The sequence below is a fragment of the Conexibacter sp. DBS9H8 genome (assembly GCF_023330685.1).
GTDB lineage: Bacteria > Actinomycetota > Thermoleophilia > Solirubrobacterales > Solirubrobacteraceae > Palsa-465.
In genome coordinates this window covers 2,013,212-2,030,538 of sequence record NZ_CP097128.1, presented here as the reverse complement: position 1 = coordinate 2,030,538, position 17,327 = coordinate 2,013,212, and the positions used below count along the sequence as shown (strand labels likewise).

The following is a 17,327-nucleotide window of genomic DNA, read 5'->3' as shown; positions in this document are numbered from 1 at the left end:
GACGGAGAGAGAGACACAGATCAAAGGACGGAGATGAAGAAGCTCACCATCGCGGGGTTGGCGACGATCCTCGCGCTTGCCTTCGCGACCGCCGCCTCGGCCGCCGCGCCAATGCGCCTGATCAGCCCGGCGTTCCGGAACGGCCAGACGATTCCCAGTCGCTTCACCTGCACCGGGAAGGGGATCTCGCCGCCGCTGCGGTTCGTCAATGTCCCCCGGGACGCGGTCGCGCTCGCAGTCACGGTGATCGACACGACCGCGCACGGGTTCACGCACTGGACCCTGTTCGACATCCCGCCGTGGGTCAAGGGCCTCGCCGCCCACCGCGTGCCGAAGGAGGCCGTTCAGGGCACCAACAGCTTCGGCAAGGTCGGCTACGGCGCCATGTGCCCGCCCCCGAATGGCCGGGCCCACAACTACGTGTTCACCCTCTATGCCCTGCGGCGTCCGATCCCCCTGAGGCGCGGGGCCGCTCCGGCGGCGGTGAAGCGGGCAATCCGTTCAGCGGCGTTCGCCTCCGCGACCCTGCGGGGCCGGTTCGGGATCGCCTGAGCCTTCGCGTCGGTGGCCGGCCCCGGGGCCGGTCACCGACCCGTCCGGGCGCTCAGAGCACCGACACTCCACCTCCACCGCCGAGGGCGCGGGCCTCGGCGACGGAGACGATCCGCCGTCCGAACGGCAGCAGCGAGATCGGGATCAGCTTGAAATTGCCGAGCCCGAGCGGAATGCCGATCACGGTGAGGCAGAGCAGTATGCCGGTGATGAGGTGCCCGAGGGCGAGCCACCAGCCGCACAGGATCAGCCACAGCAGGTTGGCGATCCCCGACGCCACCCCCGCATGCTCGGAGAGGACGACCGTGCGACCGAACGGCCACAGCGCGTAGAGGCCGATCCTCAGGGCCGCCACCCCGAACGGGATCGTGACGATGAGGGCGAAGCAGATGAGCGCGGCGACCACGTAGAGAGCGACGAGCCAGATCCCGGCGAAGACGAGCCAGATGAGGTTCAACAGCAGCCGCATCCCTCGCTCCGCACGTTCACGCGGCGCCGACCGGTGCGGGCTGAGCCCGGACCGGCGTTGCGCCGAGGATCAGGTCCGAGCCGCGTTCGGCGACCATCACGGTCGGCGCGTGCGTGTTGCCGCCGGGGATGATCGGCATCACTGACGCGTCAACGACCCGCACCCCCTCGAGCCCGCGGACACGCAGGGCGCTGTCGACGACCGCCCGGGGGTCGGTGTCGCTCATCCGGCAGGTGCCGACGGGGTGGTAGATGAGCATCAACCGGCGGCGGATGTCTTCCTCGAGGGCGGCGTCACTGTCGACGTCGGCACCGGGCTTGAGCTCTTCGATGACGATCTCCGCCGCCGCCGGCGCGGCGGCGATCCGGCGTGCGAGCTTGACGCCCGCCACGAGCGAGGCGAGGTCGTCGGAGTGCGACAGTGAGTTGGTGAGGATCCGCGGCTTGGCGGTCGGGTCGGCGGAGGCCAACCACACACGTCCCCGGGCCTTGGGGGCGACGAGGACCGGAGCGATCACCATCGCGTGGTCGTCGTAGGTTTCGGCGCCGTGGTCCTCGTAGTAGGCGGCGCCCATGTGGTACTGGATGTCAGCGGCCGGCAAGCCCGGGCGGGTGCGGACGAACGCGACCACCTCCGCGACCGTCGAGGTGAGCGGTCCGCTGCGGCGCAGCAGCCACTCCGCCAGCGCCTTGGGCTTGTCGGCCCCCAGCAGCGTCCGGGTGTCCGAGACGTGGTAGATGTTCGTGACGAACGGGTGGTCCTGCAGGTTCTCCCCCACGCCCGGAAGCGCGTGACGGGGGGCGACGCCGACCCCACGAAGCATCTCCGGGTCACCGATTCCCGACAGCTGCAGCAGCTGCGGCGAACCGATCGCGCCAGCGGCGAGGATCACCTCCCCCGCGGTCAGCACCTCCTCCCCCCGGCCCTGGGCGATCCGGACGCCGGTCACACGCTCACCGGTGAGCGTGAGCCCCAACACCGTCGCCCGGGTACGCACCTCGAGGTTGGGCCGGCCCATCACCGGGCGCAGATAGGCGTCCGCGGCGCTGTAGCGCCGACCGTCACTCTGGGTGACCTGAAACATCGAGACCCCGTCCTGCTCGGGACCGTTGTAGTCGGCGATCCGGGGGATTCCGGCCGCCTCACTGGCGGCGAGCAGCCGCGCACACAGCGGGCGGGGCGAGCGCTGCTCACGGACCCGCAGCGGTCCGCCGGCCCCGTGCCACTCGCTTGCCCCCCGGCTGTTGTCCTCCGCGCGGATGAAATACGGGAGCACGCCCGCATAATCCCAGCCGGTCGCCCCCTGGGCGGCCCAGCCGTCGTAGTCGATCGGGCGGCCGCGAACGTACAGCATCGCGTTCATCGAGCTTGACCCGCCGAGGCTCTTGCCGCGCGGCACATACAACGAGCGGCCGTCGACGTGAGGCTCGGGCTCTGTGGTGAAGTCCCAGTCGAGCTTGGTGTGAAACTGGTTGGCGAACGCCGCCGGGATCTTGATGTTCGGAGAGCGGTCCCGACCCCCGGCCTCCAGCAGCAGTACGCGGCGGGCCGGGTCGGCTGAGAGGCGGTTGGCGAGCACACAGCCGGCGGATCCGGCGCCGACGATGATGAAGTCGTAGGTGGACATGCCGCGGGGGCTCCTTCGCGCTCGGGGGACAGGGCAGGTCAGCAGATACGCCGACCGTCGTGAGTCTCCCCGATTCCGCGCCGAACCGCGCCGCCGGCCGCCGATCGGCGGTCCGGCGGGGAACCGCCGCCCCCCCGGCGTCGGTCCTGTGATGCGGCTGAGAGGACTCGAACCTCCACGTCCCAAAGAACACAGGCACCTGAAGCCTGCGCGTCTACCAATTCCGCCACAGCCGCGCGGTGCGCTGAGGCTAGCAGGCCTGTCTCCGCCTCCGTGGGGCCCCGTCCGCGCTTGCGTGGCCCGAAGCAGCGTCGGCTCAGCTGGATGGAGCCCCACCGTCATCCGCGGCCCGGTCACGGGCGGGCGACACCGGTCCGAGCTCGGGTTCGGCAGCCCCAGGCGGGCAGTTCCAGCTCGCCAGCACCCGGTTGTCCCGCTCGTACCCGAGCACGCCGGGACGGGCCGGGCCGAGCGCGAGGTGACGGCCGAAGGCGACCGGAGCTTCGAGCCAGCGGGCGGCAAGCACCCGCAGCAGGTGACCGTGGGCAAAGCACAGCACGTTCCCGGGGGCGGCGAGCGCCCGGGCGATGATCGCGTCGGCACGGGCGCCGACGGCCGCCGGGCTCTCCCCACCGGGACACCCGTCTCTCCACAGGTCCCAGCTCGGATCCTCTGCCCGGATCTCCGCAGTCGTCAGCCCCTCATAGTCTCCGTAGTCCCACTCGGCCAGCTCCGGGCAGACCTCGCCGACCGCGCCGAAGCCGGCGAGCGCGGCCGTCTCGGCGGCCCGGCGGCGGGGGCTGATCAGCACGAGCCCGTAGGGGGTGCCACCGAGCCCGGCGGCGAGACCGGCGGCCCGCTCGCGGCCCAGTTCGAGGAGCGCGAGCTCAGTCCGTGAGGTGTGACGGCCGTTCTGTGACCACTCGGTCTCGCCGTGGCGGACGACCGTGATCGTCCGCCACCGCGGCGAACCCCCCACCGCCGGCGCGAGGCCCACCCCGAGCTCAGGCACCGCCGGCGGGGTTGGCAGGCGGAGCGTCCCGATATTCGTGGGCGGCGAGCAGCGCCGCCCCCATCACCCCCGCCTCCGCTCCGAAGCGGGCGACCCGCACGGTCGCGTGCCCGCGCAGGCCCGGGTGCACGTAGCCGGCGGCGAACGCGAGCGCCGGCTCGAGGAAGAGGTCGGCGGCGGCAGCCGCCCCGCCACCGACCACGACCTCCTGGGGGTCGAAGATGTTGATCGCGTTCGCGATCCCGATCCCGATCGCGTGGGCCCAGCGGCGGATGAGAGCGAGCGCGGGTTCGGCGCCCGCGCGCGCCGCCGCGGTGACGTCCGCGCCGTGCGCACCGAGCCCGGCGGCGCGCGCGAGATGGTCGAGGGCATGGCCGGAGCCGAGCGCCTCCAGGGATCCGGGGTGGGGCATCACCGTCCCGGCGGACGGGAAATCATCAGGGAGGTCGGCGGGAAAGCCGGTCACCGCGTCACCGGCAGGAGCGACCGGGAGCGAGATCAGCGTGTGCCCGATCTCCGCCGCGCCGCCGGTCGCCCCGCGGTAGATCCGGCCCCCGAGGACGAGGCCACCCCCGACCCCGGTACCGATCGTCAGCATCACGAGATCGCGGGCGACGAGGCGGAGCTGCTCGTCGTGGGCCTCGGCAAGCGCGGCGACCGTCGCGTCGTTGTCGACGAACACCGGGACCCCGAGGCGGGCGCCGAGCACCGTCCGGAGCGGCACGTCCTCAAGTGGGATGTTGACGGAGTGGACGACCCGGCCGGAGGCGAAATCAACGACCGAGGGGACGCCGATCCCGACGGCGTCGAGCTCGCCGGCGCCGGCGCCGTCTCGCGCCTCCTCGATCAGGCTGCCGAGCTGGTCCAGGAGCGCGTCGGCGGAGTCGAGCACCGTCGGATACTGGATCGCGGGCGACAGCGTCCCGCCCTCCCCGCCGGTGGCGGGCGCCCCCGCGCGGAGAACGGCGGCGGCGACCTTCGTGCCGCCCAGGTCGATGCCGATGAACGTGCTCACAGCCGGGCCGCCCCGGCCTCATCCGTCAGCACCGTGAGGCGCTGGGCGAAGTCCCCCAACAGCGACCCGGGCACGTCCTCGGTGACGGGTGCGTCCTCTGCGAAGGCACGCGCGAGCGCGTCGGCCTTGGCCCCACCGGCCGCCATCACGAGGACGTGACGGGCGAGGGCGACCGCCGGCAACGTCAGGGTCACCCGAGGAACGAACGGTTCGCGGCCCGCCTCGGGCACCCCGACGCACAGGCGCTGACGCTCGCCCACGGCGGCCTGACCGGGAAACATCGAGCAGATGTGCGCGTCGGGCCCGAGCCCGATTACGAACAGGGAGAAGCCGCGCTCGGGGATGCCCGCGGCGACAAGCCGGCGCTCGTAGTCCTCGGCCGCGGCGGCATGCCCGTCTTCGCCACGGACCCGTTCAACCGTTGCCCCGGAGATGTGCCCGCCGACAGCCGCCTCGAGGGCACCGTAGTTCGAGCGCTCGTCACTGGTCGGGACGCAGCGCTCGTCTGAGAACCACAGCTGGGCGCCCTTCCAGACCTCCGCGGCGACCTTCGCGTAGGCGGGCACCGTCGACCCGCCGGTGAGGACGACCGGACCGTCCCCGAGGGCGGCACCGACGATCGCCGCGCACTCGGCGCGGGGGTCGTCGACGATGCGGATGTCGGCACTCATGGTTGGAACCTCCTGGCGGACGCAAGGGCGGGACGGTAGGTGGAATCTCGCAGCAGCGCCTGACGGACCCCCTCACCGAGGATCCCGGCCTCCCCGCGGGAGGCGCCGAACGTCCGCCACAGACGGGTCGGGGCCGGCGCGGGACGGCGTTCACGGACGAGCAGACCGCCGCGATCACGACTGAGCGCGAGACTGAACCCGTAGTCGGTCCCGACGCTGACCGCGGCGATCCCGGGGGTCGGCTGATCCACGGGCTCGAAGTCAAAGCCGACCACGCCGCTGAAGGCGACGTCGTGGGCGCCCCCGCCGCGCTGAGCCGCGGCGGTGCCCCGGTAGGCACCGCCGGCGGTCACGACGAGCGGCTCGGGGATCCAGGCGAGGCGGGAGGCGAGCCAGCCGCTCAGCAGCAGCGCGGACGTGAGCGAGTTGGGGTTGTGGCGGACGACGACGCTGGAGAGCGCGGGCAGCTCGTCCCGTCGGCTCGGGTCGTCGAAGGCGGCCGCAAGTCGCTCCCGCCACGGGGTGGTGCGCAGCCAGGCGAGGTCGACGATGTAGGTGCGGTCCTGCAACTCCCAGGAGCGGGCGAGCGCCGCCCCGGGACCGTCGAAGTTCGCCGGATCGTCGGTGTCGATGAGCAGCACGTCGACCATGCCGAGGAGGGACTCGACCGCCTCATCCCGGCTGTGGGGCGACCACAGAACGGTCTGCAGCTCGGGGACGAGCAGCGGGTCGAGGATCGTGGCGAGGTTCGCGAGGGCATCGGTGCCGAGCCGAAGCTCGACCCACTCGCGGGAGATGCTCACCCCCGCGCCCTCAGTCGCGGCCGAGAGGATGACCCGCGCGTCGAGCCCGCGCGCGCCGTCGGCGACCGAGCAGAGGATCGTGCGGGAGGCGTGGTAGCGCCCGACCCGCTCGAGGCGGTTGATGATCTCCCCGCGCCACTCACGGTCGGCGATGACGACGAGGTTGAGAACCCGGGCGGGGACGAGAGACGCGTCGGCGCGGTGACGCTCGTGCAGCAGCCGACGCAGGGCCGCCTCGACCCGCTCGGGCGTGGTGTCCTGCTGCTCCCAGGTGCTCTGCTCGGCCATCTCGCGATCCGCCTCGGCCGCGCGGTCAGAGCCGCCGCCAGCGGGTTGGAGCCAGGAGGGCGTCGGCAGCGGCGGGACCGGCTGATCCGGCCGGGTAGCTGGGGATCGGCGTGGCGCGATCGGCGGCCCACCCCGTGAGGATCGGGTCGATGATCCGCCACAGCGCCTCGATCTCGTCGTTGCGGGTGAACAGGGTCGCGTCGCCGCGCATCGCGTCGAGGATCAGCCGCTCGTAGGCCTCCGGGGACTCGCTGAGGAACGAGGTCCCGTAGTGGAACTCCATGTTGACGGGGCGGATGACCATCCGCGTCCCCGGGATCTTGGCCCCGAGCGAGACGGAGACGCCCTCGTCCGGCTGCAGGGTGAGGATGATCTGGTTGGGCTGAATCCCGAGCGATCCCTCCGTCTGAAAGGCGAGGTGCGGCACCGGGCGGAGCGTGACGGCGATCTCGGTGACCTTGCGTGCAAGCCGCTTTCCGGTGCGCAGGTAGAAGGGAACCCCGGCCCAGCGCCAGTTGGAGATCTCAAGCTTGAGGGCGGTGTAGGTCTCAGTCCGGGAGTCGGCGGCCACCCCGCTCTCCTCAAGGTAGCCGGGGACGGGAACGCCGCCGATCAGCCCGGGACCGTACTGGGCCCTGACGGTCATCTCGGCCACCCGGGCGGGGTCGGGCGGGCGGACCGAAGCGAGCACCTTCACCTTCTCGTCCCGCAACCGGTTGGCCTCAAAGGAGGTCGGCGGCTCCATCGCCAGCAGCGCAAGCAGTTGGAGCATGTGGTTCTGGACGAGGTCACGCAGCGCGCCGGCCCCCTCGTAATAGCCCGCGCGGCCGCCGATGCCGAGGTCCTCGGCGGCGGTGATCTGCACGTGGTCGATGAAGTTGCGGTTCCAGACCGGCTCAAACAGGGCGTTGGCGAAGCGCAGCGCCAGCAGGTTCTGCACCGTCTCCTTGCCGAGATAGTGGTCGATCCGGAACACCTGCGACTCGTCGAAGACCTGCTGGAGCGCGGCGTTCTGAGCGAGCGCGGAAGCGAGGTCATAGCCGAACGGCTTCTCGATCACCACGCGCACCTGAGCCCCGTGAGCACCGGCCTGCAGGCCGTGGTCTCCGAGCTGGCCGGTGATCACCGGGAAGAACTCGGGGGCCGTCGAGAGATAGAAGACGTGGTTGAGCGGCCGGCCCGCCCGCTCGTCAAAGCCGGAGAGGACTTCACCAAGGCGGCGGTAGAGCTCGGGATCGTCGAAGCTGCCGCTGACGAACCGCGCGTTGGCGAGCAGGCCGGCGAGGACGTCGGCGTCGGGCGGGCGGCGGCTGAAGCGGGTGATCGCCTCCTCGGCGGCCATCCGGAACGCGTCGTCGCTGAGCGCGCCGCGAGCGACCCCGGCGATCTCGACCTGCTCGGGCAGGGCCCCGTCGTGCGCGAGGTTGTAGATCGCCGGCAGCAGCTTGCGGGCCGCAAGGTCGCCGGTGGCCCCGAAGATGACAATCGCCGTCGAACGAACCGGCAGGCGCTCGAGGCCGGCCACCAGCGGGTTGATGAAGCTGTCGTCCTCGCCGGGGCTCACCGGTGCGCCGGCACCCTAGAGGAGCCGTCCGATCCGGGCGCTCAGCGCCCGGATCGCCTCGGCCGCCGGAGCGTCGAGCACGACCCGCTCCGCGGCGAGGTTGTGCGCGTGCAGGGTCTCCAGGTCCCCGGCGGCCTGGGAGGCGATCAGCGTCCCGAAGTCGTAGGGCTCCCCCGGGATCGCCACGGACGCAGACGGCGTGTCGGTGAGCTGGAGGAAACGTCCGACCGGAGCACCGCCCTTGTGCTCCTGCCCGGTGGAGTGCTGGAAGCGTGGCCCGTAGCCGAAGGTCGTCGCCATCTGCGTCTTGGCCCGGATCGTCTCACGCAGCTCGAGGACCGCGGCGTCGACGTCCGCGTCGAAGGCGAGATAGGCGAGGATCGCGACGTAGTGGGGCGGGGTCTCGCGCAGCAGCGCGACGAGCCGCTCGTCGTCGGCGGCGTCGATGGCGGGGACCGAACCGGAGTCGAGCACCTTGGCGGTGTTGTCCTTGGCCTCCTGCACGTTCGGCTGGTCGAACGGGTTGATCTGCAGCGCCCAGCCGGCGACGGCCACGGCGAACTCGGCGATGAAGAAGAGCCGACCGAGATCGTCGGCCCCGTGGGTGGCGAGGGTGATCGTCGGCTGACCGGCGGCGGCGAGCGCCTTGACGCGGGCGTCGAGCTCCTCGGAGGGAGCGTCCGCGTCACGCAGGTAGACGAAGACGCGGTCGTCCCCGTAGGCGGCCGGATCTCCGAGCGGCTCATCGGCGACGGGAAGGATGCCCTTGCCCTGCTTGCCCGTCGACTCGGCGACGAGCTGCTCGACCCAGAGGCCGAAGGAGGCGATCGGGTCTGAGACGATGAAGGTGAGCTTGTCGCGGCCGTGGTTGGCGAGTGCGCCGACCGTCGCTCCCAGCCACAGGCCGGGGTTGTCCGCGGACCCGTTGACCTGAGAGGCCGCCTGCTCTCCCGCCTGGGCGGTCTTGATCAGCTCCTCAATCGGGACGCCGGCGATCGCGGCGGGGACGAGGCCGAAGTAGGAGAGAACGCTGTAGCGCCCACCGATGTCCGGCGGGTTGAGGAACGTCCGGCGCAGTCCGTCGGTCTCCGCGAGGTCGGCGAGCGGTGAGCCGGGGTCGGTGACGACGATGAACTGCTCGGGACCGGCGGAGGCGCGGAAGTGCCGGTAGTGGCTGAGGGTTTCGATCGTGCCTCCGGACTTGGAGGAGACGATGAAGATCGTCCGGGCGAGGTCGACCTCGGCGCTGATCGCGGTGATCGCATCCGGGTGGGTGGAGTCGAGCACCTGCAGGCGCAACCCACCTTCACAGGTGCCGTAGGAGCGACGGATGACCTCGGGGCCGAGGGAGGAACCGCCCATGCCGAGCAGGATCGCGTCGGTGTAGCCGGCGTCGGTGAGCTCGCGCGCGAGCGCCTTCAGGTCGGCGAGCTGTTCGAGCATCCGGTCACAGACCGTCAGCCATCCGAGTCGGTTCTCGATCTCGGGGACGTCCGGTCCGCCCCACAGGGACGGGTCCCGCTTCCAGATCCGCTGGGCGACCTGTTCGCTGACCGCCTTGTTCACCTGAGCGGCCACGACCTCGACAAGCTCGTCAGGCAGGGAGGCCTCAATCGTCGCAGGACGTCCGGTGATCGCCGCCTGACGGGCCGAATCGATGCCGGCCAGCAGGCCGTCCATCGCCTCCTCGAACTGGGTGATGCCATCCGCGAGCAGTTGCTCGGTGACGGCCTTCATGTCGATGCCCGCGCTCGCGAGCGCGTCAAGCACCGCGGTCGGGTCATCCTCGGCGCTGTTGGGGATGGCGTGGCCATGGTCGGCGACGGCGTTGAGGGTCGCCAGCGGCATCGTGTTGACCGTGTCGGGACCGACGAGCTGATCGACATAGAGGGTGTCGGAGTAGGCGGGGTTCTTGACGCCGGTCGAGGCCCACAGCGGGCGTTGGACGACCGCGCCGGCGGCGGCGAGACGCTCCCAGCGCTCACCCGAGAACCGCTCCTTGAACAGCCGGTAGGCGGCGCGAGCGTTGGCGAGGGCAGCGGTGCCGTGCAGGTCCGGGTGAGCCTCACCGAGTTGCTTGTCGACCATCGTGTCGACCCGGGAGACGAAGAACGATGCGACGCTGTGGACGGCGAGCGGCTTGCCGTCGGCGTGGCGACGCTCGAGGCCGGCGAGGTACGCCTCAATCACCGCCTCATAGGCCTCGACCGCGAACAGGAGCGTCACGTTGACATTGATCCCCTCGCTGATCGCCGTCTCGATGGCACTGAGCCCCTCCGGCGTTCCGGGAATCTTGATCATCAGGTTCGGGCGATCGACCGCCTTCCAGTAGTGGCGGGCGGCCGTGATCGTCTGCTCTCCGTCGCGTGCGAGATCGGGGGCGACCTCGAGCGAGACGAACCCGTCCCGCCCGCCCGTCTCGTTGTGGACCGGGGCGAGGATGTCTGCGGCCCCCTGCACGTCGGCGATCGTCAGGTGGTCGTAGATCTCCTTGGCGCTCGCGCCCGCGCGGGCGAGCGACTCGATCTCGGCGTCGTAGTCGGAGCTACCGAGGATCGACTTCTCGAAGATCGACGGGTTGGAGGTGACGCCGCGGAGGCTCTCCTGGGCGATCAGCCGCTTCAGCTCCCCCCCCGAGACGAGGCTGCGCCCGAGCTGATCAAGCCAGACGCTCACCCCCGCGTCGGTCAGCGCCTTCAGATTCGGGTTGACCTCGGTGAGAGTGCTCATCTGGCGTTCCTTTCGTTCGTCTATGCGTCGGCGGAAGCAGCGATCGCGTCGCGGCCGACTGCGGCCACCCGCTCGGCGGTGATCCCAAAGTGGCGATACACGTCCTCGGCGCTGCCGGAGGCACCAAAACTGTGCATACCCACAAACGCTCCGTCCGGACCGAACCAGCGATCCCAGCCGAGCTGAACGGCCGCCTCGACAGCCACTCGAGCCCGAACGCGACGGGGCAGCACGGCCTCGCGGTAAGCCGGATCGGCCTCGGCGAAGGTGTCGAGGCACGGGGCGCTGACGACCCGGACCTTCACCCCCTCCGCGGTGAGAGTCGCGGCGGCCTCAACGCACAGCGATACCTCTGAGCCGGTGCCGATCAAGATCAGCTCGGGGTCGACCCCGTCGGCCGGATCGGAGAGGACGTAGGCGCCACGGTCGATCGCGTCGGACGGGATCTGCTCGGGATCGAGGATCGGGAGGTTCTGACGGCTGAGGATGAGCGCGGTCGGGCGATCGTCGTGGGCGAGGGCGAAGCGCCAGGCGAGAGCGGTCTCATTCGCGTCGGCGGGACGCACGACGGTGAGGTTCGGCATGGCCCGCAGGGCGGCGAGGTGTTCGACCGGCTGGTGGGTCGGCCCGTCCGAGCCGAGACCGATCGAGTCGTGGGTCCACACCCAGACGGCGGGGAGCTTCATCAACGCCCCGAGCCGGACGGCGCCACGCATGTAGTCGCTGAAGGTGAGAAAGGTGCCTCCGAAGGCGCGGAGACCGTGAAGGGTGAGACCGTTGACGATCGCGCCCATCGCATGCTCGCGCACCCCGAAGTGCAGGTTGCGGCCACCGTACTGCCCGGGGAGCAGGTCGCCCCCGTCATCGATGTCGGTGTTGTTCGAGCTCGCGAGGTCGGCAGAGCCGCCGACGAGCTCGGGCACCCGCGCAGCCGCCCACTGGATCACCTTGCCGGACGCGGCCCGGGTGGCGATCGCCGGATCGTCAGGCGAGAAGCGGGGCAGCTCCTCCACCCAGCCCGCCGGCAGACCCTCACCGGTGACGATCCGCCGCAGTTCGGCGGCGGCGTCGGCATCGGCGGCGGAGAACGCGCGGAAGCGGTCCTCCCAATCGTCCTCGGCCGCGGCCCCGCGCTCGACGGTCTCGCCCCAGTGCTCGAGAACGGCCGGAGGGACGAAGAAGTGCTTGTCCGGATCCCAGCCGTAGACCTCCTTGGTGAGCCGCACCTCGTCCTCTCCGAGGGCCGAACCGTGCGCCTTGGTCGAATCCTGCTTGTGCGGGCTGCCGAAGCCGATGTGAGAGTGCACGCGGATGAGCGTCGGGCGGTCCGCCTCTGCGAGGGCGGCCCGTGCCGCCGACTCGATCTCATCGGGGTCGAGGTCCTTGTGAGGGTCGCTGGAGGCGCCGACCTCCAGCACCTGCCAGCCGTATGCCTCATAACGAGCGGACACGTCTTCGGAGAAGACGAGGGCGGTGGGGCTGGCGAGCTGGATCTTGTTGTCGTCGTAGAAGACGATCAGCTTGCCAAGGCCGAGGCGGCCGGCGAGGGAGCTCGCCTCGGAGGTCACCCCCTCCTGGATGTCGCCGTCGGAGGCGATCACCCACGTGTGGTGGTCGACGACGGTGTGCTCGGGGGTGTTGAACCGCTCGGCGAGCCAGCGCTCGGCAACGGCGAGCCCGACCGCCATCGACAGGCCCTGGCCGAGCGGCCCCGTCGTCGCCTCGATCCCGGGAACCTCCCAATGCTCGGGGTGACCGGCCGTCGGCGCCCCGAGCTCGCGGAACCGCTCGAGGTCGTCGAGGGTGATCGGGTACCCGCTGAGGTACAGCGTCGCGTAGAGGAGCATCGACGCGTGGCCTGCGGAGAGGATGAACCGGTCGCGGTCGATCCAGCTCGGATTGCGCGGGTTGTGCTTCAGCAGCCGCGTGAACAGGGTGTAGGCGACCGGGGCAAGGCCCATCGGAGCGCCGGGGTGTCCCTGATTGGCACGCTGGACTGCGTCCATGGTGAGGACGCGCACCGCGTCGATCGACAGTTTCTCGATGCTCGGGGGATTCTCGGTAGCCGTCACAGTCTCAGCATAAACCGCGGAGCGGAGCCCACTTGTCACCTCGCGGTGAAGCGTGTGCGCGCCAACCTTTCCGGGCTCTGGCCCACCACGCCACGAGTTATGTCACAAGCATGTAGCCTGATCGGGCATGGAGCAAGCTCCAGCCGCGGACGGTCACCCCGTCACCGCTGCCGCACCGACGGCCGGCCGGCGGCGGCGGTCGGCGGCCGCGCTCGGAACGGCGCTCCTCGGGACAGGAGCCGGGGTCGGTGCCGGTCTCACCGAGTTCAGCCACCGCCGCCGGCTCAGCCGGGACCCCGAGTACCAGCGGTTGTCCGCACCACTGCGGGGCCGCGCCGTGTCGGCGGGCTCACGGGACGGAACGGTGATCCACGTTGAGGTGTTCGGCGCCGAGCGGGCACCGACGCTCGTGCTCGGGCCCGGGTGGACCGAGACCCTCTGCTACTTCGACTCGATGACCCGGGAGCTGACCGAGCTCGGGTGGCGGGTCGTCGCCTATGACCTGCGTGGACAGGGCCGGTCCGCGCCCGCGGCTCGTGGTGACTGGCAGCTCGCCCGCTACGGCGAGGACCTCGAGGCGGTTCTCAGCCACACCTGCGACGGTCGGCGCGACGTGATCGTCGCCGGACATTCGCTGGGCGCGATGTCGATCGCCGCCTGGGCCCGCGACCATGACGTGGCCGCCCGCGTGGCCGGGGCAGCACTGATGAACACCGGACTCACCGGCCTGATCCGCGCGACCACGGTACTTCCTCACGTCCTCCCCGAACGGATCGCCGAGCCGCTCGCGCGATGGGCGTTCATGGGCAACCCGCTGCCGGCACCGGCGCTGTCGACGGCGCTGTCGCGCGCGGCGATCCGATACGTCGCGTTTGGTCCCCACGCCTCGGAGGCGGAGATCGCCTTCTACGAGCGAATGCTCGTCGGCTGTCCGCCGCGGGTCCGCGCCAGCGCCGGGCTCGCGATGACCGAGATGAACCTGCTTGATGCCGTCACACGAATCACCGTGCCGACGCTCGTGATGTCAGGTCGCCTCGACCGGCTCACCCCGCCCGTTCACGCCGAACGGATCGCCGCCGGGCTTCCCCGTCTGCACCGCTTGATCGAGCTGCCCGGGATCGGCCACATGGGGCCGCTGGAGTCACCGCACGAGTTCGTGCTCGCCCTGCTCGACCTCGCTGAAGCCGCGCTGGGATCGGACTCGGCGCGAGTGCTCGGTTCGGTCGGGCGCAGATCCTGACAGCCATCTGTCACACCGGCCGACAGCGACCTGACACACTATTAGGGGTGATCGTGAACGCCTCAGGGGTGGCGCAGGTCGCCACGGTTCGGCTGCTCGTCGAGGATCCCGACCTTGCCGAGCGCGTCCCGCTCGGACAGAGGGACGCGGCGATCGCTGCGTGTCAGGTTCCGCTGCTCACCGTCCCCCCGGGCGTCTGGCAGGCCCCGCGCAGCAGCGCTCCCGGGGACCTCGGCCTGCTTGTCCTCGACGGCATCTGCCTGCGCGCCTTCGAGCTCGACCAGCGGCGGGGGGTCGTCCTCCTCGGCCCGGGGGACCTGATCAAGCCGTGGTCGACGACCCCGGACGGATCAGAGAACGCCCGGGCCACCCAGTGGCGATGTCTCACCCCGCTGCGCCTCGCCGTTCTCGACGGCCGCTTCGTCACCCAGATCGGCGACTACCCCGAACTCGCGGGCGAGCTGATCGAGCGCGTGCTCGAGCGCAATCGGGAGCTCGTGATGCACCTGGCGATCGCTGCCCAGACCCGCGTTGACACGCGCTTGCATCTGATGCTCTGGCAGATGGCGGCCAAGTGGGGTCGGATGCGCCCCGACGGGCTGCTGCTGCCGCTGCGGCTCACTCACACCGTGCTGTCTGAGCTCGTCGCCTCCCGGCGGCCGACGATCACCACCGCCCTGGCCGAACTCTCCCAGCGCGGGCTCGTCCAGCGGGTCGAGCAGGGGTGGCTGCTGCGAGGGGATCCTCCCGAGGAGCTGGCGCTCTGAGCGGGTGGCCGCCCGCGGGCGGCCGGACCGTCGTGAGATCCGCGTGTGACGATCGAGGGTCACGTGAGCTGATGCCCGAGCCCCACCCGGATGAGATCATCTCCGCGACCCTCGAGGTCGCCCGCCGCCTGCTGGGGATGGAGGTCGCCCACCTCGGCCGTTTCATCGACGGCTACCGGCACATTGAAGAGGTGCCGGGAACGCCGCCGCACTCGGTCTCGAGGCCGGGATGCGGGTTCCGCTCGTCGACACCATCTGTCGCCAGATGGTGATGGGACGGGTCCCCCGCCGAATCCCCGACACGCGAGCCGAACCGTCGATCGCTGACCTGCCCGCGGTCGCCGGCGGCGGGATCGGCGCCTACGTCGGCGTTCCGGTCACCGCCCCCGACGGCACCCCGTTCGGAACGCTCTGCTGCCTGTCCGAGCGGCCCCGGCCCGACGTCGGTGAGGAGGACGTCGAGCTGGTGGAGACATTGGGCGTGCTGCTGGCCGACCACCTCCAGCGCGTCGCTGACCGCGCGGATGGGGTGACGGCACTGCCCCGGGTCAGCGGTGCCTGAGTCGGTGCGGCGCCGCCGTCTCGTTGCGCCTTCGGTCACCATTGACATCATGAGACGCGTGCGCATACCGCTCCCCTCTCCCCCAGTGCCCCGGCCCTCAACTCGCCTCGCTGCGTCGTGCCGGCGCCGCGCCTGGGCCTCGGCCGTCCTCGCCGTCGCGCTGATCGCCGTGGCCGCCGCGGTCAGCGGCTGTGCGACGAGCACCGCCGCCGGGCGCCCGGGTGCCACCGCGGGGATAGGCCGGTCGCACAGCATCACGGGGGCGGGCGGACACCTGGGCCCGTCGGCATCGCGACCGGCGCCACCGCGTCACCCGGACACGCCCGCCTACCCGGAACTGCTGCACTCCCCCCCGAGCGGTCCGACCCGTTTCACGCCGACGGTCCACTGGCATGGCCAGTATCCGATCTGGGTGTCCCGGACCGCCGCGGGCGCGATCCTCGTCTCCCTCAACCAGAAGTACCTCACCCTCGAGCTGCACTCGGGCACCGTCGACGCCGGCCCGACCGGTTGGCGTTGGGGACCCGAGGTCGCTCCCGCCCAACGACCCTCGCTGATGGCCGCCTTCAACGGCGGGTTCATGCTCAACACCGGCGCCGGTGGGTTCTTCTCCTACGGGCGGACCGCGGTACCGCTGCGCCGCGGCCTCGCCTCGATCGTCACCTACGCGAACGGGACAACCGACATCGGCGCGTGGGACGAGGGGATACCCGCCCGGGGTGAGAAGGTCGTGTCGGTCCGCCAGAACCTCACCCTGCTCATCAACGGCGGGCACATCAACCCGTCGGTGTCCTGCATTCAGTGCTGGGGGGCGACCCTCGGCGGCGTCAACGCGCCCGCCCGATCGGCGCTCGGGATCACCGCCGACGGCCACCTCGTCTGGGCGGGCGGAATGTCGCTCACCCCGCTCGGGCTCGCTCAGACCCTGCTTGGCGCCCACGTCGTCCGCGCCATCCAGCTCGACATCAACCCGGAGTGGGTCGCCTTCGATCTCTACTCGCGCGGGCACAATCCCGCCGCGGTCACCCCGGTTCCGTTCGTCCCCGGCCAGCAGGGGGTTCCCGGACAGTTCCTCACCCCCTACAACCGGGACTTCTTCAGCGTCCAGGCGCGCTAGGCGAGCGGGGGCGGACAACAGCTTGATCCTGGTGTCCTGCAGGCCTGCCCAGCCAGTCAAGCAGCGTCAGCCCCGTTCAGCGTTCAGCGCGTGTGCGCGTAACCTGCGCCGCCTGTCGGTGTTGTCCCGGATGTCGGGGTGATCGCCCGAGACACGGTCGCCCGCGGCGCTTTGACCACATTCCTAATCACCGGAGTGCATGATGCCCAACCGTGCCGTTCTCGGGGTCGTCGTTGCCGTCGCGCTGGGGGCTCCCGCCGTTGCCCTGGCGGATGGTTTCCCCCCGCACAGCAACATCTACATGCAACATCGTTATCCGAAGAAGCCGACCGACAACGTGATCATCGCCTTCCATCGGAACACCAACACCGCACTGATCCAGGTCAACAACTTCTGCCTGGGCTCAACGAGCTATTCCGGTTCTCCAAAGTATCCCAATCCTGCGGTTGTCAATTCGACGCGTGTCCGCCAGGGCAAGCTGTCATATCGCGGGGTGGCCAGGATCTATACGGGCACCCACACCAGCCGGAAGGTGCGGATGACCGTCTCCGCAGTGATCAAGCCGGCCCAGTCCACCGGCGTGGTGAGCTTTCCCGGCACGAAGTGCGGCACGATTCGGTTCGTTGCAGACCTCGTCAAGCGCACGCCATAGTCACCTCACCGTCATTCGATCGCTGACTGGCCTGATCGGAGCAGAACTGACAAGAGTCCACGACCACCTCCCCCAACGCAGCTGAGGACAGCGCCCACCGTCGGTGACGGACCCGCTCGCCCTCAGTGGACGTCATCTGCCCCATCTGAGATGGACGCACATGTCAAGAGCAGGTGTTCGAGGAAT

At 70.6% G+C, this 17,327-nt stretch carries 16 protein-coding genes and 1 tRNA gene; 7 read left to right on the top strand and 10 right to left on the bottom strand.

Annotation, left to right across the window (positions count from 1 at the left end):
* The first annotated feature begins 33 nt into the window (after nucleotides 1-33).
* Nucleotides 34-552 carry a YbhB/YbcL family Raf kinase inhibitor-like protein gene (locus M3M55_RS09660; RefSeq protein ID WP_249009294.1) on the top strand — a complete coding sequence of 173 codons (519 nt, stop codon included), beginning with the start codon at nucleotides 34-36 and terminating at the stop codon, nucleotides 550-552.
* A 52-nt stretch (nucleotides 553-604) separates the two neighbouring features.
* On the opposite strand, the gene M3M55_RS09655 is transcribed toward M3M55_RS09660, so the two are convergent.
* From M3M55_RS09655 to tkt, 10 genes are all read right to left on the bottom strand, one after another.
* Nucleotides 605-1,021: a YccF domain-containing protein gene (locus M3M55_RS09655; RefSeq protein WP_249009293.1), complete on the bottom strand. Its 417-nt coding sequence runs from the start codon at nucleotides 1,019-1,021 to the stop codon at nucleotides 605-607.
* Between the two features lie 16 nt (nucleotides 1,022-1,037).
* The gene (locus M3M55_RS09650) at nucleotides 1,038-2,648 is read right to left on the bottom strand and encodes a GMC family oxidoreductase (RefSeq protein ID WP_249009292.1); all 1,611 of its coding nucleotides are present in this window, start codon (nucleotides 2,646-2,648) and stop codon (nucleotides 1,038-1,040) included.
* Nucleotides 2,649-2,800: 152 nt separating this feature from the next.
* Nucleotides 2,801-2,884, bottom strand: a tRNA-Leu gene (locus M3M55_RS09645).
* Between the two features lie 80 nt (nucleotides 2,885-2,964).
* On the bottom strand, nucleotides 2,965-3,660 hold the full coding sequence (locus M3M55_RS09640) for a histidine phosphatase family protein (protein ID WP_249009291.1): 696 nt from the start codon (nucleotides 3,658-3,660) through the stop codon (nucleotides 2,965-2,967).
* Complete coding sequence (locus tag M3M55_RS09635; RefSeq protein WP_249009290.1) at nucleotides 3,653-4,675, bottom strand: ROK family protein; 1,023 nt, start codon at nucleotides 4,673-4,675, stop codon at nucleotides 3,653-3,655. The genes M3M55_RS09640 and M3M55_RS09635 overlap by 8 nt, the downstream gene beginning before the upstream one ends.
* On the bottom strand, nucleotides 4,672-5,346 hold the full coding sequence (locus M3M55_RS09630) for a 6-phosphogluconolactonase (protein WP_249009289.1): 675 nt from the start codon (nucleotides 5,344-5,346) through the stop codon (nucleotides 4,672-4,674). Before M3M55_RS09630 ends, M3M55_RS09635 begins: the two co-directional genes overlap by 4 nt.
* The gene (locus tag M3M55_RS09625; RefSeq protein ID WP_249009288.1) at nucleotides 5,343-6,437 is read right to left on the bottom strand and encodes a glucose-6-phosphate dehydrogenase assembly protein OpcA; all 1,095 of its coding nucleotides are present in this window, start codon (nucleotides 6,435-6,437) and stop codon (nucleotides 5,343-5,345) included. Before M3M55_RS09625 ends, M3M55_RS09630 begins: the two co-directional genes overlap by 4 nt.
* 25 nt (nucleotides 6,438-6,462) lie before the next feature.
* Entirely contained in the window at nucleotides 6,463-8,001 is a 1,539-nt protein-coding gene (gene zwf, locus M3M55_RS09620) for a glucose-6-phosphate dehydrogenase (protein ID WP_249009287.1), read from the bottom strand.
* A 15-nt stretch (nucleotides 8,002-8,016) separates the two neighbouring features.
* Nucleotides 8,017-10,731, bottom strand: a complete 2,715-nt coding sequence (locus M3M55_RS09615; RefSeq protein ID WP_249009286.1) for a bifunctional transaldolase/phosoglucose isomerase — start codon at nucleotides 10,729-10,731, stop codon at nucleotides 8,017-8,019.
* 20 nt (nucleotides 10,732-10,751) lie between these two features.
* Nucleotides 10,752-12,803 carry a transketolase gene (tkt, locus tag M3M55_RS09610; protein ID WP_249009285.1) on the bottom strand — a complete coding sequence of 684 codons (2,052 nt, stop codon included), beginning with the start codon at nucleotides 12,801-12,803 and terminating at the stop codon, nucleotides 10,752-10,754.
* A 127-nt stretch (nucleotides 12,804-12,930) separates the two neighbouring features.
* On the opposite strand from tkt, the gene M3M55_RS09605 reads away from it, so the two are divergent.
* From M3M55_RS09605 to M3M55_RS09580, 6 genes are all read left to right on the top strand, one after another.
* Nucleotides 12,931-14,043 (top strand): alpha/beta fold hydrolase, encoded by a 1,113-nt coding sequence (locus M3M55_RS09605; RefSeq protein WP_249009284.1) that lies wholly within the window; start codon nucleotides 12,931-12,933, stop codon nucleotides 14,041-14,043.
* Between the two features lie 53 nt (nucleotides 14,044-14,096).
* The gene (locus M3M55_RS09600; RefSeq protein WP_249009283.1) at nucleotides 14,097-14,810 is read left to right on the top strand and encodes a helix-turn-helix domain-containing protein; all 714 of its coding nucleotides are present in this window, start codon (nucleotides 14,097-14,099) and stop codon (nucleotides 14,808-14,810) included.
* Nucleotides 14,811-14,881: 71 nt separating this feature from the next.
* Nucleotides 14,882-15,082 (top strand): hypothetical protein, encoded by a 201-nt coding sequence (locus tag M3M55_RS09595; protein ID WP_249009282.1) that lies wholly within the window; start codon nucleotides 14,882-14,884, stop codon nucleotides 15,080-15,082.
* Nucleotides 15,040-15,372: a GAF domain-containing protein gene (locus M3M55_RS09590; RefSeq protein WP_249009281.1), complete on the top strand. Its 333-nt coding sequence runs from the start codon at nucleotides 15,040-15,042 to the stop codon at nucleotides 15,370-15,372. The genes M3M55_RS09595 and M3M55_RS09590 overlap by 43 nt, the downstream gene beginning before the upstream one ends.
* An 85-nt stretch (nucleotides 15,373-15,457) precedes the next feature.
* On the top strand, nucleotides 15,458-16,489 hold the full coding sequence (locus M3M55_RS09585) for a phosphodiester glycosidase family protein (RefSeq protein ID WP_249009280.1): 1,032 nt from the start codon (nucleotides 15,458-15,460) through the stop codon (nucleotides 16,487-16,489).
* Between the two features lie 202 nt (nucleotides 16,490-16,691).
* Complete coding sequence (locus M3M55_RS09580) at nucleotides 16,692-17,141, top strand: hypothetical protein (RefSeq protein WP_249009279.1); 450 nt, start codon at nucleotides 16,692-16,694, stop codon at nucleotides 17,139-17,141.
* The last annotated feature ends 186 nt before the right edge of the window (nucleotides 17,142-17,327 follow it).